Annotated in this window: 17 protein-coding genes; 13 read left to right on the plus strand and 4 right to left on the minus strand. The window is 61.3% G+C overall.

Features of this window, described 5'->3' with window-relative positions:
- Nucleotides 1–28 precede the first annotated feature (28 nt).
- Together ybbP and ybbA are read right to left on the minus strand one after the other, a co-directional pair.
- Nucleotides 29–2,461, minus strand: coding sequence for a putative ABC transporter permease subunit YbbP (ybbP, locus tag M6G53_RS11445; protein ID WP_253331431.1), 2,433 nt, complete (start codon nucleotides 2,459–2,461; stop codon nucleotides 29–31).
- A complete protein-coding gene (gene ybbA, locus M6G53_RS11450) occupies nucleotides 2,458–3,144 on the minus strand; it encodes a putative ABC transporter ATP-binding protein YbbA (protein ID WP_004940192.1) in 687 nt (228 codons plus the stop codon). Before ybbA ends, ybbP begins: the two co-directional genes overlap by 4 nt.
- Here ybbA and tesA point away from each other — a divergent pair.
- The 3 genes from tesA (at nucleotide 3,115) to M6G53_RS11465 (ending at nucleotide 5,488) form a co-directional block, all read left to right on the plus strand.
- On the plus strand, nucleotides 3,115–3,753 hold the full coding sequence (tesA, locus tag M6G53_RS11455) for a multifunctional acyl-CoA thioesterase I/protease I/lysophospholipase L1 (RefSeq protein WP_253331544.1): 639 nt from the start codon (nucleotides 3,115–3,117) through the stop codon (nucleotides 3,751–3,753). The genes ybbA and tesA overlap by 30 nt on opposite strands.
- A 26-nt stretch (nucleotides 3,754–3,779) precedes the next feature.
- Entirely contained in the window at nucleotides 3,780–4,556 is a 777-nt protein-coding gene (locus M6G53_RS11460) for an SDR family oxidoreductase (protein ID WP_253331433.1), read from the plus strand.
- Nucleotides 4,557–4,633: 77 nt separating this feature from the next.
- Nucleotides 4,634–5,488 carry a co-chaperone YbbN gene (locus M6G53_RS11465; RefSeq protein ID WP_253331435.1) on the plus strand — a complete coding sequence of 285 codons (855 nt, stop codon included), beginning with the start codon at nucleotides 4,634–4,636 and terminating at the stop codon, nucleotides 5,486–5,488.
- A 284-nt stretch (nucleotides 5,489–5,772) separates the two neighbouring features.
- Here M6G53_RS11465 and cfa read toward each other — a convergent pair whose 3' ends face one another.
- On the minus strand, nucleotides 5,773–6,924 hold the full coding sequence (cfa, locus tag M6G53_RS11470) for a cyclopropane fatty acyl phospholipid synthase (protein WP_253331437.1): 1,152 nt from the start codon (nucleotides 6,922–6,924) through the stop codon (nucleotides 5,773–5,775).
- A 325-nt stretch (nucleotides 6,925–7,249) separates the two neighbouring features.
- Here cfa and M6G53_RS11475 point away from each other — a divergent pair, with 325 nt between their 5' ends.
- Complete coding sequence (locus tag M6G53_RS11475) at nucleotides 7,250–8,155, plus strand: SPFH domain-containing protein (protein ID WP_253331439.1); 906 nt, start codon at nucleotides 7,250–7,252, stop codon at nucleotides 8,153–8,155.
- 2 nt (nucleotides 8,156–8,157) lie between these two features.
- A complete protein-coding gene (locus M6G53_RS11480; RefSeq protein WP_253331441.1) occupies nucleotides 8,158–8,619 on the plus strand; it encodes an NfeD family protein in 462 nt (153 codons plus the stop codon).
- On the opposite strand, the gene cueR is transcribed toward M6G53_RS11480, so the two are convergent.
- Entirely contained in the window at nucleotides 8,616–9,017 is a 402-nt protein-coding gene (gene cueR, locus M6G53_RS11485; protein ID WP_253331448.1) for a Cu(I)-responsive transcriptional regulator, read from the minus strand. The genes M6G53_RS11480 and cueR overlap by 4 nt on opposite strands.
- Nucleotides 9,018–9,427: 410 nt before the next feature.
- Here cueR and pigA point away from each other — a divergent pair, with 410 nt between their 5' ends.
- The 8 genes from pigA (at nucleotide 9,428) to M6G53_RS11525 (ending at nucleotide 23,849) form a co-directional block, all read left to right on the plus strand.
- Nucleotides 9,428–10,585, plus strand: coding sequence for a prodigiosin MBC biosynthesis dehydrogenase PigA (gene pigA / locus M6G53_RS11490; RefSeq protein WP_253331450.1), 1,158 nt, complete (start codon nucleotides 9,428–9,430; stop codon nucleotides 10,583–10,585).
- Nucleotides 10,582–12,597, plus strand: a complete 2,016-nt coding sequence (gene pigB, locus M6G53_RS11495; RefSeq protein ID WP_253331453.1) for a prodigiosin MAP biosynthesis oxidoreductase PigB — start codon at nucleotides 10,582–10,584, stop codon at nucleotides 12,595–12,597. Before pigA ends, pigB begins: the two co-directional genes overlap by 4 nt.
- The gene (gene pigC / locus M6G53_RS11500) at nucleotides 12,594–15,260 is read left to right on the plus strand and encodes a prodigiosin ligase PigC (protein WP_253331455.1); all 2,667 of its coding nucleotides are present in this window, start codon (nucleotides 12,594–12,596) and stop codon (nucleotides 15,258–15,260) included. The genes pigB and pigC overlap by 4 nt, the downstream gene beginning before the upstream one ends.
- A gap of 170 nt (nucleotides 15,261–15,430) precedes the next feature.
- Entirely contained in the window at nucleotides 15,431–18,034 is a 2,604-nt protein-coding gene (gene pigD, locus M6G53_RS11505) for a prodigiosin MAP biosynthesis protein PigD (protein ID WP_253331457.1), read from the plus strand.
- Entirely contained in the window at nucleotides 18,031–20,592 is a 2,562-nt protein-coding gene (pigE, locus tag M6G53_RS11510) for a prodigiosin MAP biosynthesis aminotransferase PigE (RefSeq protein ID WP_253331459.1), read from the plus strand. The genes pigD and pigE overlap by 4 nt, the downstream gene beginning before the upstream one ends.
- Before the next feature lie 10 nt (nucleotides 20,593–20,602).
- Nucleotides 20,603–21,619 carry an acetylserotonin O-methyltransferase gene (locus M6G53_RS11515; protein ID WP_253331461.1) on the plus strand — a complete coding sequence of 339 codons (1,017 nt, stop codon included), beginning with the start codon at nucleotides 20,603–20,605 and terminating at the stop codon, nucleotides 21,617–21,619.
- A gap of 23 nt (nucleotides 21,620–21,642) precedes the next feature.
- Nucleotides 21,643–21,906 carry an acyl carrier protein gene (locus tag M6G53_RS11520; protein ID WP_253331463.1) on the plus strand — a complete coding sequence of 88 codons (264 nt, stop codon included), beginning with the start codon at nucleotides 21,643–21,645 and terminating at the stop codon, nucleotides 21,904–21,906.
- Nucleotides 21,903–23,849: an aminotransferase class I/II-fold pyridoxal phosphate-dependent enzyme gene (locus tag M6G53_RS11525; RefSeq protein WP_253331472.1), complete on the plus strand. Its 1,947-nt coding sequence runs from the start codon at nucleotides 21,903–21,905 to the stop codon at nucleotides 23,847–23,849. Before M6G53_RS11520 ends, M6G53_RS11525 begins: the two co-directional genes overlap by 4 nt.

Genomic DNA, 23,849 nt, shown 5'->3' on the forward strand with positions numbered 1-23,849 from the left:
CCCCTTTTTTCATCCCGCTAAGTCAATATCACCCCTCATAACTGCGGAACAGCGCCCGGCCGCGCAGCAGGCGCACGCCCAGCCAGCCGCCGCACAGCGACAGCAGCAGCGCGCTGGCCAGCGGCAACGCCCACCACAACACCGGCGTCGGCGTCCACGGGAAGTCGAACACCCGGCTCTGCAGCAGCCACAGCGCCGCCTCGGCGCCCACCGCCGCCGCGATGCCCGCCACCAGCCCCAGCAGGGCGAACTCGCACCACAGCGTGCGGCGCAGCAGCCGTTTGCCGGCCCCCAGCGTGCGGTACACCACCAGCTCCTGGCGGCGCTGACGCATGCCGACCTGCACCTGCGCCAGCAGCAGTAAGCCGCCGCACAGCACCACCAGCACCACCATCACCTCCAGCGCGCGGCTGACCTGCTGCAGCACGCCGCCAACCTGTTTCAGGATCGCGCCGATGTCCAGCAGGCTGAGCGTCGGGAACTGGCGGTTGAGCTGGGTCAGCATCTGGCCGTCGCCGTCGTAGCGGAAGCTGGTGAGCCAGGTCTGCGGCTGGCCGTCCAGCGCACCCGGCGGGAAGATAAAGTAAAAGTTCGGCTTCAGGCTTTCCCAATCCACCTGACGCAGGCTGGTGACCCTGGCGCTGAACGCCTGGGTATCGCCGCTGAAGGTCAGCGTGTCGCCCAGTTTGATCTTCAGCCGCCCGGCAATGCCTTCATCCATCGAGACTTCGCCGCTTTTCGGCGGCCAGCTGCCCGCCACCAGCGGATTGTGATCCGGCAGATCGGCCAACCAGGTCAGGTTCAGCTCACGGTTCACCGCCTCGCCGCCCGGATCGTCTTCATGCACCCGCTCGGTCGCCACCTGCTGGTTTATCTCGGTCAGGCGCACCCGTACGATCGGATAATAGGTTTCCGGCTTGATCTGGTGCTGCTGCAGGAAGATTTTCACCTGCGGCACCTGCGCCTCGGTCATGTTGAGCAGGAAATAGTTCGGGCTGTCCGGCGGCAGCTGTTGCTGCCAGCGTTCGAGCAGATCGCCGCGCAGCACCAACAGCAGCGCCAACAGCATGAACGACAGCGAAAATGCCGCCAGCTGGCTGATGGTCACCCACGGCTGATGCAGCAGGCGGTTAACCGCCAGCCGCAGTGCCAGGCTCTTGAGCGTGATGCGGCGCAGCAACAGCAGGCTGCCCCAGCCGATGCCGCCCAGCAGCAGTGCCAGCACCGCCATACCGGCCAGGATCGCCCACAGCAGCGTGCTGGCCCCCATCAGCGTCACCAGCAGCGCCACCACGACCACCGCCGTCACCGGCAGGAAGTAGCGCAGCGGCCAGACGTTGGCCACCACATCGCGGCGCAGCACCCGCAGCGGTTGGGTAGCCAGCAGCTGACGGTACGGCCGCAGCCCGACCAGCAGTGAAATCAGCACCAGCGCGCCGAGCGCCCACAGCCACGGCCAGGCGCCGGCAGCGGGCAATGCGGCCGGTAACACCGGTTTCAGCAGGCGGATCAACAGCGCTTCAAACGCCAGCCCGATCGCCCCGCCGCACACCGCCGCCAGCGCCATCACCGCCAGCCACTGGCCGACGATCAGCTTACGCAGTGCGCCGCGCCCGGCGCCGAGGGTTTTCAGCACCGCGATCAGATCGTAGCGGCTGCGGCAATAGTGGCTCATCGCCACCGCCACGGCGGCGATCGACAACAGCAGCGTCAGCAGGGCCGACAGCAGCAGGAACTGTTGGGATCGCTGCAGCGACTTGCCGAGCGCACTGCCGGACTCCTGCAGCCCGAACCAGCGCTGATCCGGCGTCAACTGCGGCGTCAGCCGTTCTTCGTAACGCTGAATATCCGGCCCGGCGCCGGCGAACATGTAGCGGTAGGTCAGGCGACTGCCCGGCTGCACCGCGCCGGTCTTATCGACGTCCGCCAGGTTGATCATGATGCGCGGCGCGGTCTGGAACGGGTTGAAGCCGGCGTCCGGCTCCTGAATGATTTCGCCGGCGATGCGCAGCGTGGTGTCGCCCACCTCGAGCGAATCGCCCACTTTCACGTTCAGCAGCGCCAGCAGACGCGGCGCCACCAGCACGCTGCCCGGTTCGGGCTTGATGTTGGCCGGGCGAGTTTCCAGTTTGCCGTACAGCGGATAGGCCAGATCGGTGGCTTTCACGTCCGCCAGCTGCGGCCGATCGCCGGCATAGGTCATGGTGGTGAACGACAGCTGACGGCTCAGCTTCAGCCCCTGCTGCTGCGCGTCCAGCAGCCAGCCTTCCGGCACCGGATGCGCGCTGCGCAGCACCCGATCGCCGGCGATAAAGTCGCGGCTCTGCTGGCTGAGCCCTTTGTCCATGCGATCGCTGATGCTGCCCAGCGCCAGCACGCAGGCCACGGAGAGCGTCAGCGCCAGCCAAACGATCAGCAGCGACGGCGAGCGCCATTCGCGCCAGAACCAGCGCCAGATCATGCTTCCTCCCACAGCTTGCCTTCGCGCAGCCGCAGCCGCCGCTGGCAGCGCGCCGCCAGGGTTTCGTCATGGGTCACCAGGATCAGGGTGGTGTCAAAATCGCGGTTGAGGGAAAACAACAGATCGGCGATGCGATCGCCGGTCTGGCGATCGAGGTTGCCGGTCGGTTCATCGGCGAACAGCACCCGCGGCCGGCCGCTGAAGGCGCGCGCCAGCGCCACGCGCTGCTGCTCGCCGCCGGACAGCTGCGCCGGCAGGTGATCGAGCCGTTTGCCCAGCCCCAGTTGCTCCAGCAGTTGCACCGCCTGCTCGCGGCTTTGCCTGTCGCTCTCGCCGCGCAGCAGCGCCGGCAGCTGCACGTTTTCCAGCGCGTTCAGCGTCGGCACCAGCATGAACGACTGAAACACGAAGCCGACGTTCCTGGCGCGCAGCGCGGCACGGCCTTCTTCGTCCAACGCGGTCAGCGACTCGCCAAGCAGGCGCACCTCGCCCTCGCTGCCGTCATCCAGCCCGGCCAAAATGCCCAGCAGGGTCGATTTCCCCGATCCGGATTCGCCGATCAGGGCGATCGTCTGCGCGGGTTTGACAAGCAGCTCGACTCCGGTAAGGATGGTGAGCTGATGCTCACCCTGACCAACGTGTTTACTAAGATGATGAACTTCAAGAACGTTTTCCGCTGGCATCTTCCCTTCCTTTTGCTGTTGGGATTATTCAGTTTACGCGCTGCCGCCGCCGATACCTTGTTGATTTTGGGCGACAGTTTAAGCGCCGGTTACCGCCTGCCGATCGAGCGGGCCTGGCCGACACTGTTGGCCGAACGGTGGCAGAAAAAACCGGGCGCACCGCAGCTGGTCAACGCCAGCATCAGCGGCGACACCGCCGCGCAGGGGCTGGCGCGTCTGCCCGCGCTGCTGAAACAGCATCAGCCGCGCTGGGTGCTGATCGAGCTGGGCGCCAACGACGGCCTGCGCGGTTTCCCGGCGCAGGACGTACAACGCGATCTCGGCCAGATCATCACACAGGTGCAGCAGGCCGGCGCACAGCCGCTGCTGATGCAGATCCGCATCCCGCCAAACTACGGCCGCCGCTATACCGAGGCGTTCAGCGCCGTCTACCCGGCGCTGGCCAAGCAGTTCAACATTCCGCTGCTGCCGTTCTATATGGAACAGGTGGTGGTGAAGCCGGAATGGATGCAGGATGACGGATTGCACCCCAATGGGGACGCCCAGCCGTTTATCGCCACCTGGATGGCGGAGCGCCTGGAACCGCTAGTAAAACATGAGTCTAACTAAATTAGGGTCGTACACTAGGTAAAGTTATGCAAAAAGCAGTATTGATAACCGGCTGCTCCAGCGGGATTGGACTGATTGCGGCGCAGGATCTGCGCAACCGCGGCTACCGGGTGCTGGCCGCCTGTCGCAAGCCGCAGGACGTGGAAAACATGCGCCAGCTCGGGCTGGAAGGCATCGAGCTGGATCTGGACGACAGCGCCAGCGTCGAGCGCGCCGCCGCCGAAGTGATCGCGCTGACCGGCGGCCGCCTGTACGGCCTGTTCAACAACGGCGGCTTCGGCGTTTACGGCCCGCTCAGCCGCATTTCGCGCAGCCAGCTGGAACGGCAGTTCGCCACCAACCTGTTCGGCACCCACCAGCTGACTCAGCTGTTGTTGCCGGCGATGCTGCCGCACGGCGAAGGGCGCATTATCCAGACCAGTTCGGTGATGGGCCTGGTCTCCAGCGCCGGGCGCGGCGCCTACGCCGCCAGCAAGTTCGCGCTGGAGGCCTGGTCGGACGCGCTGCGCATGGAGCTGCACGGCAGCGGCATTCAGGTCAGCCTGATCGAACCGGGGCCGATCTCCACCCACTTTAGCCAGAACGTCAACCAGGCGCAGAGCGACAAGCCGGTGCACAACCCCGGCATCGCCAGGCGCCTGACGCTGCCGCCGGAGGCCATTCTGCCCAAGCTGCGCCACGCGCTGGAAAGCCCGCGCGCCAAACTGCGCTACCCGGTGACCCTGCTGGCGCACGCCATGAGCGTGCTGCGCCGCATTCTGCCGGGCCGCTGTCTGGATTGGCTGCTGCGCAGCAACGCTTAATTCGCCCACCGGGGTTGAAGAATGGCGGCGCGCCCCCATTTACACCCCATGGCTCCGCACGATCAGAGAGAAAAAAGATGCTAGCTCAAGCTGTTGTTGATATTAACGAAACTAACCTGCACCAGACGCTGGAACAATCGATGTCCATTCCGGTGCTGTTCTACTTCTGGTCCGAGCGCAGCCAACACTGCCTGCAGCTCACGCCGGTGCTGGACAAGCTGGCGGCGGAATACGCCGGTCAGTTCATTCTGGCCAAGGTGGACTGCGACGCCGAACAGATGATCGCCTCCCAGTTCGGGCTGCGCTCCATTCCGACGGTCTACCTGTTCAAAGACGGCCAGCCGGTCGACGGCTTCCAGGGCCCGCAGCCCGAAGAAGCGATCCGCGACTTGCTGCAGCGTTTCCTGCCGAAGGAAGAAGATCTGAAACTGGCGCAGGCGCAGGAACTGCTGGCCGCCGGCAACGCCGCCGAAGCGCTGCCGCTGCTGAAAGACGCCTGGCAGAGCAGCCAACAGCGCAGCGACATCGGCCTGACCCTGGCCGAAACCCAGATCGCGCTCAACCGCAGCGAAGACGCCGAAGCGGTGCTGGCAACCATCCCGCTGCAGGATCGCGATACCCGCTATCAGGGCCTGGTGGCGCAGATTGAACTGTTGAAGCAGGCGGCGGACACGCCGGAAATCCAACAGCTGCAACAGCAGGTGCAGCAGCAGCCGGACAACGTTGAGCTGGCAGTGCAGCTGGCGCTGCAGCTGCATCAGGTCGGGCGTAACGAAGAAGCGCTGGAACTGCTGATGGGGCATCTGAAGAAAGATCTGGCCGCCGCCAATGGCAACGCGCGCAAGACCCTGATGGACATTCTGGCCGCGCTCGGCACCGGCGACGCGCTGGCCGCTAAGTATCGCCGCCAGCTGTACTCCCTGCTGTACTGATATACCCTTCGTCTTTCCAGCCGCATCGTTGTTGGCTGCATGTTCGAACCCCAGTCACTTAGTTATCTAAGCTCCTGGGGTCTCTCACGTTTGCCGCCTGGACGCAACTGGAAATCCATTGGGTATATCTGTTGTCCCAAAGTAAATATTGAGGGGTATCCCCTAAATAGTTCGAGTTGCATCAAGGCGGCAAGTTTGTAAGTCCCCGGGAGCTTACTCAAGTAAGCGACCGGGGCGCGCAAACGCAAGCCAACACAGATGCAGCTTGAAATATGACGGGGATATCAACGATAGACCCGCACCCCGCCCTCCACGCCCGCCGGGCTGAACAACATCTGCCACAGCTGAATGTTGCGCGAACGGAACGCGCCGGCGCAGGCATTCAGGTAGTAAGTGAACATGCGTTCGAAGCGCTCCGAATAGCCGCCGGCCAACGCTGGCCACACCCGTTTGAAGTTCTCCAGCCAGGCCATCAGCGTGCGATCGTAATCGGCGCCAAAGTTGTGCCAATCCTCCATCACGAAACGCCCTTCGCTGGCCTCGGCGATATGCCGCACCGAAGGCAGGCAGCCGTTGGGGAAGATGTATTTGTCTATCCAGGCGTCGACGTTGAGATCGGTCTGATTGGAACCGATGGTGTGCAGCAGGAACAGGCCATCCGGCTTCAGGTTGCGCGCCGCGACGCTGAAATAGGTCTCGTAGTTTTTCGGCCCGACGTGCTCGAACATGCCGACCGACACGATGCGATCGAACTGGCGATCCAGATCGCGGTAGTCCTGCAGCAAGATCTCGACGTCCAGCCCCGCGCAGCGTGCCTGCGCCAGCTTCTGCTGCTCGGCGGAAATGGTCACGCCGTGCACCGAGACGCCGTAGTTTTGCGCCGCAAACTGCGCCAACCCGCCCCAGCCGCAGCCGATATCCAGCAGCGTCATGCCCGGTTTCAGCTGCAGTTTTTCGCAGATCATCCGCAGCTTGGCCTGCTGCGCCTGCTCCAGCGTCTGCGCCTCTTTCCAGTAGCCGCAGGAGTATTGCATGTAAGGGTCGAGCATCGCCCGGAACAGGTCGTTGCCGATGTCGTAGTGCTCTTTGCCCACCTGCCAGGCGCGCTTGCGCGATTGGCGGTTGAACAGCCGGGCATAGGCGATACGCGCGATGTCGCTCAGGCTTTTCGGCAGCCGCTCATCGACGCCGGCCTGCAGAATGCGGGTGAACAGCATGTCCAGCCGTTCGCACTCCCACCAGCCGTCCATATAGCCTTCGCCAAAACCGAGCGAGCCTTCCTGCAAAATGCGTTTGAACAGCGCCGGGTTGTGCACCCGGATATCCCAGGCGCGCGGGCCGTTGATGGCGACGCCGGCTTCCGCCAACATCTCCTCCACAATGCGATACCAGCGATCCTTCTTCTGGGCGAGTTCATCAACACTGAGCGAATCCATAACAATCCTTGGCCGAAATGTCATTTCAAAAAGCATAGTCGCAAATAGAAATGACAAATTTTTGACGGTAAATACGGGGGTGTTTTTACTCTAGCCAAGGCGAGCAACATCATGAAATGAATAAAAATTATTGAAATCATGCCATTTAGGCATACTTATCCGTCAACTGTGCCAGACTTATCTTAATGACGTTTTTCTCCCTGTTTAAAGTCGCAGATCCGCTCATCGCGATGCCGCCGGTCTCCTGGATTAAGTCACGGTAACGGTAGGCATTTTTCCGGCGCTGACGTAATATCTGTTTACATATGTCTGACAGGAGGTTTGCATGCTTACTTTTATTCCCATCGTGATCGTCGTCGCGCTGATTGTGGTGTTCGCCGGCGTCAAAATTGTGCCGCAGGGGTTCCAATGGACGGTTGAACGCTTCGGCCGCTACACCAAAACGCTGATGCCGGGGCTGAACCTGGTGGTGCCGTTCATGGATCGCATCGGCCGTAAAATCAATATGATGGAGCAGGTGTTGGACATCCCCTCGCAGGAAGTCATTTCCCGCGATAACGCCAACGTCGCCATCGACGCCGTGTGCTTTATCCAGGTGGTCGATCCGGCGCGCGCCGCCTACGAGGTCAGCAACCTCGAACAGGCGATCGTCAACCTGACCATGACCAACTTCCGTACCGTGCTCGGCTCGATGGAGCTGGACGAAATGCTGTCGCAGCGCGACAGCATCAACAGCCGCCTGCTGCACATCGTCGATGAAGCGACCAATCCGTGGGGGGTGAAAATCACCCGTATCGAGATCCGCGACGTGCGGCCACCGGCGGAACTGATCGCCTCGATGAACGCCCAGATGAAGGCCGAACGCACCAAGCGCGCCGACATCCTGGAGGCGGAAGGGGTGCGTCAGGCGGCCATTCTGCGCGCCGAAGGGGAGAAACAATCGCAGATCCTGAAGGCCGAGGGCGAGCGTCAGTCGGCATTCCTGCAGGCGGAAGCGCGTGAACGCGCCGCCGAGGCCGAAGCGCGTGCCACCCAGCTGGTGTCCGACGCCATCGCCAGCGGCAACATTCAGGCGGTGAACTACTTCGTGGCGCAGAAATACACCGACGCGCTGCAGAAGATCGGTTCCGCCAACAACAGCAAGGTGGTGATGATGCCGCTGGACGCCAGCAGCCTGCTCGGCTCAATCGGCGGCATTACCGAGTTGCTGAAAGAAAGCAAAGGCAAATAATCATGCTCGAACTGATCGCGGCGAATCCACTGTGGTTTTGGCTCTCCCTCGGGGGCGTATTGTTGGCGGCGGAAATGCTCGGTGCCGGCGGCTACCTGCTGTGGAGCGGCGTGGCGGCGCTGTTGGTCGGCGCCTTGATCTGGCTGCTGCCACCGCTCTCCTGGGCGTGGCAGGGCGTGATCTTCGCCGCCCTGACCGTCGTCGTCGCCTATCTGTGGTGGTACTGGCTGCGCCGGCACCCGGCGGCCGCATCCGGCGGCTCGCCGGTGCTCAACCAGCGCAACCGCCAGCTGATCGGCACCCGCGCCACGCTGACGGAGCCGATGCACAACGGCATGGGGCGCATCAATATCGGCGACAGCAGCTGGCGCGCGCAGGCAGCGGAAGATCTGCCCGCCGGCACCGAAGTGGAAGTGGTGGCGGTGGAAGGGGTCACGCTGGTGATCCGCGCCATCAGCCGTTAATTCGAACGACAACACCCCGCCAGGTTATTGATGATGGGGCACTCCGCCCCCTCGTCGCCCGGGCATTGGTCGGCCAGCGTCAGCAGACGCTGGCGCATTTCCCCCAATTCGCTGATGTGCTTTTCGATCTCCGCCACCTTCTGCAGCGTGCGCGCCTTCACGTCGGCGCTGTGGCGGGCCGGATCGTTGAACAACGCCACCAGCTCGCGGCACTCGTCCAGGTTGAAGCCCACCTGCCGCGCCTGGCGCAGCAGCGTCAGCTCTTCGACATGTTTCGCACAATAGTGGCGGTAACCGTTATCGCTGCGAATCGGGGCGGTAATCAGCGCTTTCTCTTCGTAAAAACGAATTGTTTTGCTGGTTAAGCCAGTTTTCTTCGCGACGTCGCTAATATTCATTTTTTCCTCCGGAATGCTCGCCCCTGTTCACCGCCTATCTTAAGCCGCTTTCCGCTACTCACCAAGCCGCAACGCCCCACCCCCGATACCGATGAGAAACCGCTAATAACATCCAGAATATAAATAATTCACATTAAAAGCATTCACCAAAAAACAATAGACAATCTAATATATTAAAAAATGACCAAATTAAGATTTTTATTATATGTAAATTATTGTGTATAAATAACACAAAATAAAACACATAAAAAACAAACAATTAAAAATACACCTTAACAAATCTGTAATAACAAACCACATAAATAAACATTTACTTACATTTACCCTTATCTTGGCTGTTTGAGTTTTACCGGTCACCACACTAGAAATATTAGCTAATTTAACCTCTCAACCCGATGGCGGAGTTCGTCATGGATTTTAATTTATCAAGTGAGCAGCAGGCTCTAAGCGAGTCCGCTCAGCGTTTTGCCCGCGAGGTGCTGGATCAGGATGCGCATGATCGGCTTTCACGACAGGTATTAAGCCTGGATTTGTGGCGACAAGCCGCCGCTTATGGTTTTACCCGAGCCCCCGTGGCGACCTCGTTCGGCGGATTGGGCCTGAGCGCTCTCGATACCGCGCTGATGATTGAGGCGCTGGGTAAAGGCAGCCGCGATATCGGCATGTCCTTCTCGCTCTGCGCCCATCTGTGCGCCTGCGTGATCCCGCTCTTTCGCTTCGGTTCCGAGGCATTGAAAGCACAGTATCTCGAAGCGTTGGCCGCCGGAAAACTGATCGCGGCGAATGCGGCGACGGAGCCGGAAGCCGGCTCCGATATTTACGCGATGAAATCGGCCGCACAGCCCTGTGATGGCGGCTACCGGCTCAACGGAAGCAAAATTTTCATCACCAACGCACCGATTGCCGACATCTTCATCGTCTATGCAAAAACCCATCCCGAACAGGGTTTTATGGGCGTCAGCGCCTTCTTGCTAGAGAAAGGAACGCCAGGCTTACAGGTCGGCGCCGTCAGCCCGAAAGACTGCCTCTCCAACTGCCCGTGGAGCGAACTGACCTTCAACGACGTCTTCATTCCAGAGGCCCAGCGAATCGGTATGCCGGGCGCCGGCGGTGCCATCTTCCACGATTCCATGATCTGGGAAAAGGGCTGCCTGTCGGCGCTGTTTATCGGCGCCATGGAGCGCGTGCTCGACAGCGCGCTGGACTATGCCAAACAACGCCGACAATTCGGCAAAGCGATCGGCCAATTTCAGTCCGTCTCCAACCGCATCATCGATATGAAACTGCGTCTGGAACAGTGTCGGCTGATGCTCTACCGCGCCTGCTGGAAACACGATCGGGGCCAGGATGCCGAGATCGACATCGCCATGAGCAAACTGTTGATTTCCGAATATGCCGTGCAGTCGGCGCTGGACGCGATTCAAATCTTCGGCGGCGCCGGCATGGATCAAGAACTCGGTCTGGTGCGCCACTTGCTGAACGTGATCCCCAGCCGGATCTTTTCCGGCACTAACGAAATACAAAAAGAAATCGTCGCCCGCAAGCTGGGCCTGCGTGGAGGCGCATGATGATCGTTCAACGCGTTTTTGCCGTGCTCTACATGTTGGCCGGCCTGGCGAAAGCCTTCCCTCAGTTGGAGAACGTCGCCGATATTCTGCAGCAGGCGGCCGTGACGAACCAGGGAACCTGGTACGCCGGGGTGACGGTTTGGCTGGCGGCACATGGCGCAGCGGTTAACGTGCTGACCGGCGTGGCGCTGTTTGCCTCCGGTGCGGTCTTGATGTTCAACCCGCGCTGGACGACGTTGATCATCTACTGCCAGCTGCTGATGATGGCAGGATTTGTCACGATCCTGCACCGCGCCCAGCCACAGGTCATGTTGCTCGATGCGATTTTCGCGCTGGCGGCGCTGTACATGCTGCGTCAGCAACACCACCGCAAACCCAAGCCGCGCACCTTCCCCACGCGCGACTTTTCCACGCCCACGCCGGCGGCTGGCGGCCCGGTAACGCCCCCGCTAGACGGTGAATATGACGTGGTCATCATCGGCGGCGGCGTCTCCGGTTTGGCCGCGGCCAGCGAACTGACCGATCGCCGGGTTTTGGTGCTGGAAAAAAGTGCCTCCTTCGGCGGCAACGCCCGCTACAGCGCGCTGAACCGCCTGAAGTTTCCCATCGCCGGCGTCTGCTTCCAGGAACCGCTGCCGGATTCTTTCATGCTGCAGCTGCTGAAGAAGATCGGTTTGAGCGGCGCCTATAAATCCAATGAAAAGGACACGTTGGTGTTTTTCGACACCTTCTTGCTGCTCCGCTGCCTGGGTGAAGTCGTCGTCGGTTTTCTCAAACAGCCGGTCTACCTGCTGAAACCCGCCGTCTGGCGCCTGACGGGACAACTGTTCCTGCATGCCCTGATCGGCAAACCTTACGTTATCGCGGCAAAACAGCTGGGCGATCCGATCTTTGCCGATCTGTACGCCTTCCTGGATACTTTCTCGCCGAACGGCAAGCGGTATCCCAGCCTGCCCTGGACGCCCGAGAGCGCCTGGAGCGAAGCGCATATGACGCTGCTCGACAATATCCCGCTGTACACTTATCTATTCGAACCGCACAAGCTGGGCCACATCCCGGAGGATCTGCGGCCCCCGAGAAAACTCGGCAAGCTGGTGGAGAATGCCGTCAGCACCACGCTGCGCGTGGAATGTCTCGATATCCGCGAAGTCTCCGCCTATGTCGGATTGCACTTCCTGGTCGGATATTTACGCGGCAATCTGGTCACGCTGCCGGGCGGTAACGGCAGCATCAGCGCCGGGCTGCACGACTATCTCGATGTGCAAAACAACGTCAGGCTGCAAAGCCGCGTACAGCTTAAAAGCATCACGCCCGGCAGCGACGAAACGGTGATCAGGCTAAGCGTCAATGGCACGGCCAGCGAAATCAGAGCCAAACAAGTGATCTGGGCCGCCCCCAAAACGCATTTGCCCAACTGGCTGCCCACCCTGCCCAAAGAGCAATTGGCGGCGATTCGCCAGATCCGCCACGAAGATTACTATCTGGCGAACGTGCTGTTGAAAAGACCGATCCTCGAACGCTCGTTCGGCGGCTATCTGATCGAGCCGAAAAATGCCCGCACGCCTTACTATTGGAGCAAAGCCGGCACCTGTCTGGTCGCCAATTGGATGGACAATCACCTCAACGCGGAAGCCGGGGTATTAACCCTGCTCAAACCGACCACCCGCCCAGAGCGGCAAGGCCGCACCGCGCAAAACGAGTTCCCGGCGCTGCAGCAACAGACCTATGTCGAAATCGCCAAAGTGCTGGGCAACATGGGCATTGACGCCGACATCATTGAAGACATTCAAATCTGGTTCTGGCCCGCGGGTCTGGTAACCTCGGTTGCCGGGCAACAGGCCCAGGGGGTGTTTCACCAGGCCAGCAGGCCGTTTGAAAATATTCACTTCGCCAATCAGGACAGCGTAGGCATCGGTAATATCGAAAGCGCGGTGTTAGCCGGGCTGAACGCTGCCAAAGCGGTGAAAGAACGCCTCACAATGCCCGCAACGCCTGCGGAGATCATGCCATGAGCTCTACCCTGGTGGTTGAACTTTCCGGCGATAAAACGCTGGAACCCCATCGCCTGGGCGGCAAAGCTCATTCGCTGAATCATTTGATTCAGGCGGGCCTGCCGGTGCCGCCGGCATTTTGCATCACCGCGCAGGCTTATCGGCAGTTTATCGAATTCGCCGTGCCGGGAGAGCTGCTCGACACGGGCACGCCGGGCAACGTGCGCGAGGTGATTTTGAGCGCCGCTATCCCCGCCCCGCTTGACCGGGCGATCCGTCACGCCTGCAAACAGTTGGGCGACGGCGTCTCGATCGCCGTGCGCTCTTCGGCGCTGGAAGAAGACGGACTGACCCACTCTTTCGCCGGGCAATACGACACCTACCTGCACGTGTGCGGGGATGACGAGGTGGTGCGCAAAGTACAGTCCTGCTGGGCTTCGCTCTGGGCGGAACGCGCCGCCCAGTATAGCCGGACATCGGCGGCACAGAGCGATATCGCCGTCGTCTTGCAAATCATGGTGGATGCAGACGCCGCCGGCGTCATGTTTACTCAGGATCCGCTGACAGGCGATGCCAACCACCTCGTCATCGACAGCTGCTGGGGGCTGGGGGAAGGTGTGGTCTCCGGACAAGTGACCACCGACAGCTTTATAGTGGATAAGGCGAGCGGCGAGATCCGCGAGCGGCAAGTTCGTCACAAACCACACTATTGCCAACGAGACCCGCAGGGACGGGTCACGCTGCTGCCAACGCCAGAAGCCAGGCGAGACGCCCCCAGCTTAACCCCGGAACAGCTGCAACAGCTTGCCAGGCTGGCCCGGCAAACGCGGATGATTTACGGCACGGAGCTGGATATCGAATGGGCGGTGAAAGACGATCGCGTGTGGCTCCTGCAGGCGCGGCCGGTCACCACTCAGGCCAAACCGGTTCAGATGCTTTACGCCAACCCGTGGGAAAGCGATCCGACAATCAAGGAACGGGCCTTTTTCTCCCGGATGGACACCGGCGAAATCGTCACCGGCTTGATGACGCCGCTGGGGCTGTCGTTTTGCCAGTTCTACCAAAAGCATATTCATGGCCCGGCGATCAAAACCATGGGGCTGGCGGATATCGCCGATTGGCAGATCTATATGGGGTATTTGCAAGGCTACGTCTATCTGAATATCTCCGGCTCGGCCTACATGCTCCGCCAATGCCCCCCCACCCGCGACGAAATGAAGTTCACTACCCGCTACGCCACCGCCGATATCGATTTCAGCGGGTATCAAAATCCCTATGGCCCCGGCGTACAGGGATGGGCTTATCTCAAGAGCGCCTGGCACTGGCTGAAACAGCAGAGGCATAACCTGCGCAGCGCCGGCGCGACCGTCGATGCAATGATCGCTCTGCGCCAGCGCGAGACGCGCCGCTTTCTGGCATTGGATCTGACGACCATGACGCATCAGGAACTGGAACGGGAACTCAGCCGCATCGACGGTTACTTCCTCGACAGCTGCGCCGCCTATATGCCCTTCTTCCTTCAGTCGTTCGCGCTCTACGACGCGCTGGCGCTGACCTGCGAACGTTACCTCAAAGGCCGCGGCAACGGATTGCAAAATCGTATCAAGGCATCGATGAACAACCTGCGCACCATCGAAGTCACGCTGGGCATTATCAGCCTGGTGGAAACAGTCAATCGTCAACCGGCGCTGAAGGCCCTGTTCGAACGACACAGCGCCCAGGAACTGGTCACCGTCCTGCCTGCCGAGCACGAATCGCGCGCCTTCTGGCAAAGCGACTTCAGCGCCTTCCTGTTCGAGTTCGGCGCCCGTGGCCGCCAGGAGTTCGAACTGAGCCTTCCGCGCTGGAGCGACGATCCCAGCTACCTGCTGCAAGTGATGAAAATGTATCTGCAACATCCGGTCGATCTGCACAAGAAACTGCGGGAGACAGAGCGGCTGCGCCATGAAGACAGCGCGGCGCTGCTGAAAGCGATGCCCTGGTTTGGCCGGATGAAGCTGAAGTTCATCACCAAACTGTATGGCGTGATGGCCGAACGCCGAGAAGCGACCCGGCCAACCTTCGTCACCGAAACCTGGTTCTACCGCCGCATCATGTTGGAAGTGCTGCGGCGCCTGGAAGCCCAAGGCCTGGTCAGAACGGCCGATCTGCCCTATGTGGACTTCGAGCGTTTCCGCGCGTTTATGGCGGGAGAACAGTCGGCGCAGGAAGCGTTCGCCGCCGATCTGATCGAGCGCAATCGCCACCAGCATCTGCTGAACCTGCATGCGGAAGAGCCGCCGATGGCGATCGTCGGGGGATATCAGCCCAGGATGAAAGCCCCCACGGCGGAAAACGCCGCCGGCCTGCTCTCCGGCCTGGCGGCCAGCCCCGGCAAAGCGGTGGCGAAAGCGCGCGTCATCACCGATCTGCAGGCGCAGGCCGGCGAGCTACAGCCCAACGAAATCCTGGTGGCGCGCTTTACCGACGCCAGTTGGACCCCGCTCTTCGCGCTGGCGGCGGGCATCGTCACCGATATCGGCTCCGCACTGTCCCACAGCTGCATTGTCGCACGCGAATTCGGCATCCCCGCGGTGGTCAATCTCAAGAACGCCACCCAACTGATCAACAGCGGCGACATCCTGATCCTCGACGGCGACAGCGGGACGGTCATTATTCAACGCGGAGAACATGCCGATGGCTAGTCAGCACCACATCCGGCGAAGGTAAACCATCCGCCTGAAAACAGCGCAATTCAACGAGGGTGATACACGCGGCAACCGCCGCCTGCAGAGACCATCGCGGGCTTCGTCGTGCCAAATTTGCCCGCCTGGCTGAAGCCGTCACTCCATTTTGGCTGCACAAGGAACTCATCATGACGACCCTGACAGGACAAGCAAGACTCACCAACTCCGCCGCCTACGAGCAAGTGTGGCAAGCGGAGCGCCAGGCCTGCCGCGCCGACGCAGACCCCGACACCCTCACGGTAGGCGTGGTGGTGGTGACGCGCAACCCGGACTTTTTCCAAACCGGGCTCAGCGTACTGAACGATATCCGCGATTATGTTTTCAACCGCGTGCATATCCAGTCCGAGCTGCCGCTGAAACTGGTGGAGCTGGCGGCGGACTCGCTTTATCTGGCCGCGCGCGAAAAGGCGCTGCACTTTCTCAAAGGGCAAAACAAAGCGATCAACGTTCGCATCATCCAATGCGCCAGCCTGGCCGAGGCCACCGGCAAGATCATCTATACCCATGCGCTGGAGCAGCGTCCCGAATTTCATTTGGGCATGCTGTTCTACGATCAGACCACGCCGGCCGGCGTTGATGACAGCATTGAACAGATCGATCGCGATCTGGACGCGTTTTACAGCGCCTTGCAGCGCAGCGGCATTCCCGCGTTTTACACCACCTTCTCCACCGTCGCGTTCATTCGCCAGCTGCGTTCTCCCTTCCGCTATCTGCCGCAGCAATACCGCGAAATCGTGCGCAGCGAAGATCCGGCGATATTCCAGACCGAGCTTTTGTGCCTGTGGATGGACTTCTTTGAAATGAATTACACCAACCGCCGAGTCAAGCCGATCGGCGCGCTGGCGTTGCACAACACCCTGGGTGAACAGCTGATTCAGTTCTTCGAACGCACCGCCGCCGATCGCTGGCTGGTGTCCTATTACACCGGCTCGATCATCTCCAATCTGATCGGTTATCTGGATCGCCACGCGGAGGCGCGCGGCGCGCTGATCTTGCGCGGCCCTAACGAACACGCCATCGCCTGCGGCGCCATGGCCAACTGGCAGTTGTACCGCATGCCGTTCCTCGGCGTGGTGACCTCCGGGATGATGGATGAATTCAAGGGCACATTAGCCAACCTCAAGGAAAGCGCCGCCCAAGGCATCATCGTCGCGGCGGAAAACCGCGACAATCAATGGTACAGCTTCCAGGGAACGCTGACGCCGACGGAAGACATGCGAGAAGTGCTTATCGCCCGCCGCATCCCGTTCGTTTATATCGATGACGTCGAAGCGATCGGCGCCGGCTTGACGGAAGCCTTCCGCCTTTATCATCAAGGCCAGGGGCCGGTGGTGATTCTGGCGACGCAAAACGTGCTGGAATCGACTCTCTCGCTGGAGGACACCGTCTGCGATCCCTCGCCGATCCCGGTGCTGTCAGCAGACGATCCGCTGCCGATGAGCGAAAACCTGGCGCAGGCGATAGCGCTAATCAACAGCGGGCCGGAGCGGCTGGTGTGGCAGCTGGGCCCGGTCAGCGACGACGAATACGCCCTGATCCACGACATCGCCGACGCCGCCGGCATCGCCCTGGTGGACTCGCTGGCTCACCCCGGCTCGGCGCCGAAATATTATCAGGGCCGGCGCAATCCCCACTACCTGGGCACCCTGGCGATTTACGGCTACAGCCCGCGCGTCTACAACTTCCTGCACACCAACGACAAGCTCAACGCCATGAGCGAACAGAGCCTGTTTATGATCAAAAGCCGCGTCGCTCAGATCACCACCCCCTTCTCCGACGGCAGGCTGGAGCGCAAGGTTCACCTGGTGCAACTCACACACGATGAGCGCCATCTGTCACCCTATGCCGATCTGCATCTGCACATGAACTGCCTGGCATTCCTGCGCGCGGTGAAAACCCACCTCGCCGTCGATCCGGCGCTGCGGGAAAAACGCCGGGCGTTGATCGCCGCCTATCTCGATTCGCCTTCCGATGTGGTCAGCCAGCTCCCCAGCCTGCCCATGTCAGCCAACTACTTCTTTTGCCAGTTGAACCGAGTGATTGAAGGGTTAATCGAAACGGAGGGCTTCGATTTTACCGGCGTGTACGACGTCGGCCGGTGCGGCATCTCCGCCACGCGCAACGTCGCCAAGACGCGCCGCGGCTTTTCCGGCTGGTATGGCCGCGCCCTGATGGGCGACGCCCTGCTGGCTACCGGCTACCTGGCTTACACCAGCCCAAGCCACGTGGTGGCGTTTATCGGCGACGGCGCCAAAGGGATCGTACCGGACATTCTGCCGGCCTTTATCGACAACATTCTTACCCATCCGCAGCTGCTGAATAAAAGCATCACCGTTTTCTATTTATGCAACGGCGGGCTGTCCGTCATCAATACCTATCAGGAACGCATCCTGTTCAACCGAACCTCGCGGCAAATGCGGTTGGTGAACGTCGAACAGCCTGACATCGAGCAAACGGTCAATAACTTCCATATCCAGAGCAAAACGCTTACGCATTTCGACGAAGACGTCATTCGCCAGGCGCTGACCACGCCGCGCCGACTCAATCTGTTCTCCGTGGTGCTGGGGCACAACAATGAAGGCGACGGCATTTCTCTGGCCACCGCCAAAGGCTGGCAGCGCGATCCGAGCGACCACGACGCCCTGCAGGAGCGCAAAGCCTGGGCGGCCCAACAGCCCGAATCGACCAGCACCGCCTTCGACCAAGATCCTACACAGGAAGCCACCTCATGAAATTCGGATTCATCGCTCATCCCACCTCGCTGGGGTTGAAACGTTACGTCAAAATGCTCGATCTGCTGCAACGCAACTCGACCGAGCAGCACAGCGGCTATACACGCGAACTGTGGGCACGGCAAAACCTGGTTCCCTTTATGAACTTCGCCAGGATCACCTCAGCGACCGGCGCCACTTGCGAGGGGATGGTCAAATACATGCCGCTGGTGGCGGATGAAATGCTGGCCGACGCACGCGGCATCGCCGCCAGGGTGGTGCAAGGCATCGAAGAACTGGCCGGCGATGGCGCCGAGTTGGTCGGCCTCGGCGGCTTTACCTCTATCGTTGGGCGACGCGGCGAAGCCACCGCGGAAAAGTCGCCGGTGCCGGTCACCTCCGGCAACTCCCTGACCACCTATGCCGGCTACAAGGCCCTGATGCAGATCCAGTCCTGGCTGGAGATCCGGCCGGAGCAGGAACCCGTGGCCATCGTCGGCTATCCGGGGTCAATCTGCCTGGCATTGAGCCGCTTGCTGCTGGCGCACGGTTTCTCTCTCCACCTGCTGCACCGTGCCGGCAACCATGACCGCCGGGAGCTGCTCAGCCATTTGCCCGAGGAGTATCACTCGCGCGTCACCCTGACCAGCGATCCCGAAGAGCTCTACCCGCGCTGCAAACTGTTTGCCGCCGCGACCTCCGCCGGCGGCGTGATCGACCCCGCCAAGCTGCAACCCGGCTCGATCTTCATCGACGTGGCGCTGCCGCGCGATATCGCTTCGCAAACGCGCCCGGCACGGGATGACATTCTGATCATCGACGGCGGCTGCGTCACGGCCACCGATGCGGTCAAGCTGGGCGGAGAATCGCTCAACGTCACCATCAAGCAGCAATTGAACGGCTGCATGGCGGAAACCATTGTGCTGGCACTGGAAAACCGGCGAGAAAACTTCTCGCTGGGCCGCTATCTGGCGCCGGAAAAAGTGCTGGAAATCGGCGAAATCGCCGAGCGACACGGGTTCTTCGCCTATCCACTGGCCTCCTACGGCGAGCGCATCGATCGCCAAAGCGTGACCAATCTCAAGCGCTACTACCACCATGACATCTATGCCGGGGAACCGGCTGACGCGACACTGCCCGCATCGCGCCTGGCGTTTATCGATGCCGTCATCGCCCAAACGCCGGCCAGGGAAGACACCCTCGACCGCTATCATCAATACATCAACCCCATGATGGTCGATTTCCTCAAGTTGCAGCACTGCGACAACGTTTTCCGCAGCGCCGCCGGTACCCAGTTATATGACGATGAGGGCGAGGCTTTCCTGGACATGGTGGCGGGCTACGGGTGCCTGAACCTGGGCCACAACCCGCAGCCGGTGGTCAACGCGCTGAAAAACTACCTCGACGCTCAAGGCCCCAACTTCATTCAATACATTTCTATCCCCGAGCAGACCGCCAAGCTGGCCGAAGTGCTCTGCCGTCTGGCGCCAGGCAACATGGGCCGGGTGTTCTTCAGCAACTCCGGCACCGAAGCCGTCGAGGCTGCGATGAAGATCGCCAAAGCCTCGACGGGCAAGCCAGGCATCGCCTATCTGCGCAACAGTTACCACGGTAAAACGCTGGGCGCGTTGTCCATCACCGGACGAGACAAACACCGCCGCTATTTCACACCGCTGCTGGACGCGATGGTGGAAGTGCCGTTCGGCGATCTCGCCGCGCTGCGAGAAGCGCTGAACCGTGAAGACGTCGGCGCGCTGATGATCGAACCGATCCAGGGCGAAGGCGGCGTGCATATCCCGCCCGCCGGTTACCTGCAGGCGGTGCAGCAGCTCTGCCGCCAGACCGGCGTTCTGCTGATGGTGGACGAAGTGCAAACCGGGCTGGGGCGCACCGGCAAACTTTTCGCCTGCGAATGGGACGGCATCGAGCCGGACGTGCTGATGCTGTCGAAATCCCTGTCCGGCGGCCTGATCCCCATCGGCGCCACGCTGTGCCGAGCCGATCTTTGGCAAAAAGCCTATGGCACGGCGGACCGCTTCCTGGTGCACAGCTCCACCTACGGCGGCGGCAACCTCGCCTCGGTGGTCGCTCTCAGCGCGCTGCGCGAGATCCTGGCGCAGGATTTGGTCGGCCATGCCGAACGGATGGGCGCCTATTTTAAGCAGGCACTGAACGAGATCGCCGCCCGCTATCCGTTCGTCAGCGAGGTGCGCGGCCGCGGCCTGATGCTGGGGATCCAGTTCGATCAGGCGTTCACCGGCGCGGTCAACGCCTCCGCCCGCGAATTTGCCACCCGGCTGCCGGGCGATTGGCACACCACCTGGAAATTCTTGCCCGATCCCGTGCAGGCCCATCTGCGGGCGGCGATGGATCGCATGGAACAGGCGCTCGGCGAAATGTTCTGCATGAAATTCGTCACCAAGCTGTGCCAGGACCACAAGATCCTGACCTTCATTACCGCCAACAGCTCGACGGTGATCCGTATTCAACCCCCGCTCACCATCAGCAAAGCCGAGATCGACCGTTTCGTCGGCGCCTTTGCCACGGTGTGCGAGGAACTCTCCACCTTTTTAGACTAGGGAGCCAGCAATGTCTTTAACCAAGCAAGATGCCGTCAACCAGATGATGGGTTTTTTCCAGGCCAAGGCGCTGACCGCCGCGCTGGCGCTGAAGCTGTTCGATCAGCTGCGCGATCGGGACGCCGACGCGGCGCACATCGCCGCGCGGCTTGACTGCCCGGCGCGCTCGACCGAGCAGCTGCTCATCGCGCTGCGGGCCATGGGGTATCTCGACCAACGAGACGGCCTTTATCATCTTCCCGCCGCTCACCGCGCTTTTTTGTTGAGCGACGAGCCACAGTGGCTGGGGTGGCTGGGCCGTCATATCGATACCTTCCTGTATCCGCTGTGGGGCGAGCTGAAAACGGCGGTTCGAAACGATGCCCACCAACGTCGCACGGTGTTCGGCGACGACCGCAGTTGGTTCGACATCCTGTATCAAAATCCGGACGACGTGGCGGACTTCCAGGAGTTTCTCGGTAAATTCGCCGCGCCCTTTATCGCCGGCTTCGTTGGTGATTACGACTTCTCGCAACACCGTGCGTTTCTGGACATCGGCAGCGGGATCGGCAGCCTGCCGATAGCGATCGCCGACGCATACCCGGAGATCGCACTGGCGATCTGCGAACTGCCGCAAGCCTCGGCGTTTTTGCGCGACAAGCTGGCGCTGCAAGGCTATGGCAAACGCATTGACGTGGTGGAAGGCGATGTCATCAGCGGCGATCTGCCGATCGGCGGCTACGACCTGATCCACCTGGGGTGGATGCTGCACGACTACGCCCCGGAGACCCAACTGACCATCCTGCGCAACATCTATCGGGCGATGCCGGCCGGCGGCCGCTTCATCGCTTCCGAAACGCCGCTGAACGAAGACAAGTCAGGGCCGGAATTTACCGCCCTGCTGTCGCTGAACATGCTGGTCTCCACCGACGGCGGCATCGAGAGCAGCGCGCAGGAATACCTGGACAGGTTCCGCCTGGCGGGGTTCAGCAACGCGCGCATCATGAAAATAGCCGGCCCACGCACCCTGATCGTCGGCGAAAAATAACCAGTTAGCAACGGGAGATCGCAATGTTAGAAAGCAAATTGATCCAGCATATCGCCACCCAGTATCTCGATGGCGATCACGACGGCCTGAACGCTCAAACCCCGCTGTTTGAACTGAACGTCGTCGATTCCGCCTCCATTTTCGACCTGGTGGATTTTCTGCGTCAGGAGTCTCACGTCGCCATCGGCATGCATGAGATCCACCCGGCGAACTTCGCCTCGGTGCAGGCGATGGTCGCACTGGTGCACCGGTTGCAAGCGCAAGTCGCCGCCGGGGGTGTCGCATGAGCGTTCACGCCGTCGATAGCGCCGCAAACGCGCATGAAGCCGTCCGCCAGTCGGTGCTGCACACCTTCGCCCGACTGACCGAGTATGAACCGTCGGCGCTGACCCTGACCAGCCATCTGGAAAACGATCTGGGCGTTGACTCCATCGCACTGGCGGAAATCACCGTGGCGCTGAACCGTCAGTTCCAATTAAATACGCCGCTGGTGATCCAAGAGATAAAAACCATTCAGGATGCGCTCGACGGTATTTTTCAGCGCGGTTTCACGCTGCCGACGCCGAACGCCACCACGCAAACTTCCCCCGAGACGCCTCAGGCCGGGTTGAGCGCTCTCGTGCGCCAGGTGTTCGCCGCCCACAGCGGATACGACGTGCGCGATCTGGCCCCCGACGCCGCCATCGAAGGCGACCTGGGCATCGACTCCGTCGCGGTAGTGCTGGCGCGCAACGAGCTGCTCAAAACGCTGGGCCTGGACGCTGACGCGGCGCTGGCGGAGTGCCGCACGCTGGCTGAGCTGGAGCACAGCCTGGCGGCGCGGCTGATTCAGGAACAGGGCGAAGCCTGGTTCATCCGCTTTAACCGGCAAACCACCGCCTCCGCCGCGCCGCAGCCCGCCGTGGCCCCCGCGTCGCCGGACGCGCACGATGAGATAGGCGATCCGCGCACCATGCGGGACTTTGTCGGCATCGAGCACCCGGATTTGTTCCATAAAACGCGCGAATTCGGCGCTTTTTATCGCGATAAAAAACAGCGTCAGCTCTACTGGTACGGCATGCCGCTGGAAACGCCGTGCAAAAACCGCGCGGTCATGTTCGACGACGTCACCGGTACAAGCCGCGAATTTCTGATGTTCGGCTCCAACAGCTATCTGGGATTGTCGAACCACCCGGAAGTGATCCACGCCATCCAGGACGCCGCCGGCCTGTACGGCGCCACCAACACCGGGTGCCGAATCATCGCCGGCAGCAACGTGCTGCATCTGGAGTTGGAGCGCAAACTGGCCAGGCTCAAAGGGCGTGAAGATTGTATCGTCTATCCGTCCGGCTACTCGGCCAACCTGGGATGCATCTCGGCCCTGACCAGTCGACACGACCTGGTGTTTACCGACGCCATCAACCACATGAGCATCCAGGACGGCTGCAAGTTGGCGGGCGCGCAGCGGAAAATTTATAACCACTCCTTGACCAGCCTTGAGAAATCGCTGGCCAAATACGCCGATCACCCCGGCGGCAAGCTGATCGTCACCGACGGCGTTTTCAGCATGCACGGCGATATCGTCGATCTGCCGCGCCTGATGAAGCTGGCCGAACGCTATGGCGCGCGCGTATTGGTCGACGACGCGCACGCGACCGGCGTCCTGGGCAAAACCGGCTCGGGCACGGCGGAACACTTCAATATGAAAGGCCAGGTGGATCTCGAGCTGGGCACCATGAGCAAGGCGCTGTCTGGGCTGGGCGGCTTCGTTTGCGCCGACGGCGAAGTGGTCGAATACCTGCGTTTCTACTCCAACTCTTATGTCTTCGCCGCCACCATTCCCGCCGCGGTCGCCGCCGGCGTGATCGCCTCTATCGACGTGATGCTGCGTGAACCCGAGCGGCTGGCCAAGCTGTGGGACAACATCTACTACTTCCGCACGCTGCTGCTTAACGCCGGTTTTGACCTCGAGCACTCCGACTCGGCCATCATCCCGGTGGTGGTGGGCGACGACGCCAAAACCCTGCTGTTCGGGCGCGCCGTTCGGGCACGTGGGCTGTTCTGCCAGACCGTGGTCTTCCCCGGCGTCAGCGTGGGCGACGCCCGCTTACGTATCAGCGTGACCAGCGAACACACGCGGGAAGATCTGGATGAGGCCTATGCCATCCTGGTGGCGGCGGCGCTGGAGACCGGCGTGCCGGTCAACGGCGATGTCCGACGAGAAGAGCGCACGCGCGCTGCCGAGGTCTGA

Origin of the sequence: Serratia nevei, assembly GCF_024160145.1 — a bacterium.
GTDB lineage: Bacteria > Pseudomonadota > Gammaproteobacteria > Enterobacterales > Enterobacteriaceae > Serratia > Serratia nevei_A.

Coding starts and splice junctions, on each gene's coding strand:
- tesA (WP_253331544.1), top strand. CDS start 3,115: ATGAACTTCAAGAACGTTTTCCGCTGGCATCTTCCCTTCCTTTTGCTG.
- cueR (WP_253331448.1), bottom strand. CDS start 9,017: ATGAATATTAGCGACGTCGCGAAGAAAACTGGCTTAACCAGCAAAACA.
- M6G53_RS11525 (WP_253331472.1), top strand. CDS start 21,903: ATGAGCGTTCACGCCGTCGATAGCGCCGCAAACGCGCATGAAGCCGTC.
- M6G53_RS11480 (WP_253331441.1), top strand. CDS start 8,158: ATGCTCGAACTGATCGCGGCGAATCCACTGTGGTTTTGGCTCTCCCTC.
- pigB (WP_253331453.1), top strand. CDS start 10,582: ATGATGATCGTTCAACGCGTTTTTGCCGTGCTCTACATGTTGGCCGGC.
- pigC (WP_253331455.1), top strand. CDS start 12,594: ATGAGCTCTACCCTGGTGGTTGAACTTTCCGGCGATAAAACGCTGGAA.
- M6G53_RS11460 (WP_253331433.1), top strand. CDS start 3,780: ATGCAAAAAGCAGTATTGATAACCGGCTGCTCCAGCGGGATTGGACTG.
- cfa (WP_253331437.1), bottom strand. CDS start 6,924: ATGGATTCGCTCAGTGTTGATGAACTCGCCCAGAAGAAGGATCGCTGG.
- M6G53_RS11475 (WP_253331439.1), top strand. CDS start 7,250: ATGCTTACTTTTATTCCCATCGTGATCGTCGTCGCGCTGATTGTGGTG.
- M6G53_RS11520 (WP_253331463.1), top strand. CDS start 21,643: ATGTTAGAAAGCAAATTGATCCAGCATATCGCCACCCAGTATCTCGAT.
- pigE (WP_253331459.1), top strand. CDS start 18,031: ATGAAATTCGGATTCATCGCTCATCCCACCTCGCTGGGGTTGAAACGT.
- pigA (WP_253331450.1), top strand. CDS start 9,428: ATGGATTTTAATTTATCAAGTGAGCAGCAGGCTCTAAGCGAGTCCGCT.
- pigD (WP_253331457.1), top strand. CDS start 15,431: ATGACGACCCTGACAGGACAAGCAAGACTCACCAACTCCGCCGCCTAC.
- ybbA (WP_004940192.1), bottom strand. CDS start 3,144: ATGCCAGCGGAAAACGTTCTTGAAGTTCATCATCTTAGTAAACACGTT.
- M6G53_RS11465 (WP_253331435.1), top strand. CDS start 4,634: ATGCTAGCTCAAGCTGTTGTTGATATTAACGAAACTAACCTGCACCAG.
- ybbP (WP_253331431.1), bottom strand. CDS start 2,461: ATGATCTGGCGCTGGTTCTGGCGCGAATGGCGCTCGCCGTCGCTGCTG.
- M6G53_RS11515 (WP_253331461.1), top strand. CDS start 20,603: ATGTCTTTAACCAAGCAAGATGCCGTCAACCAGATGATGGGTTTTTTC.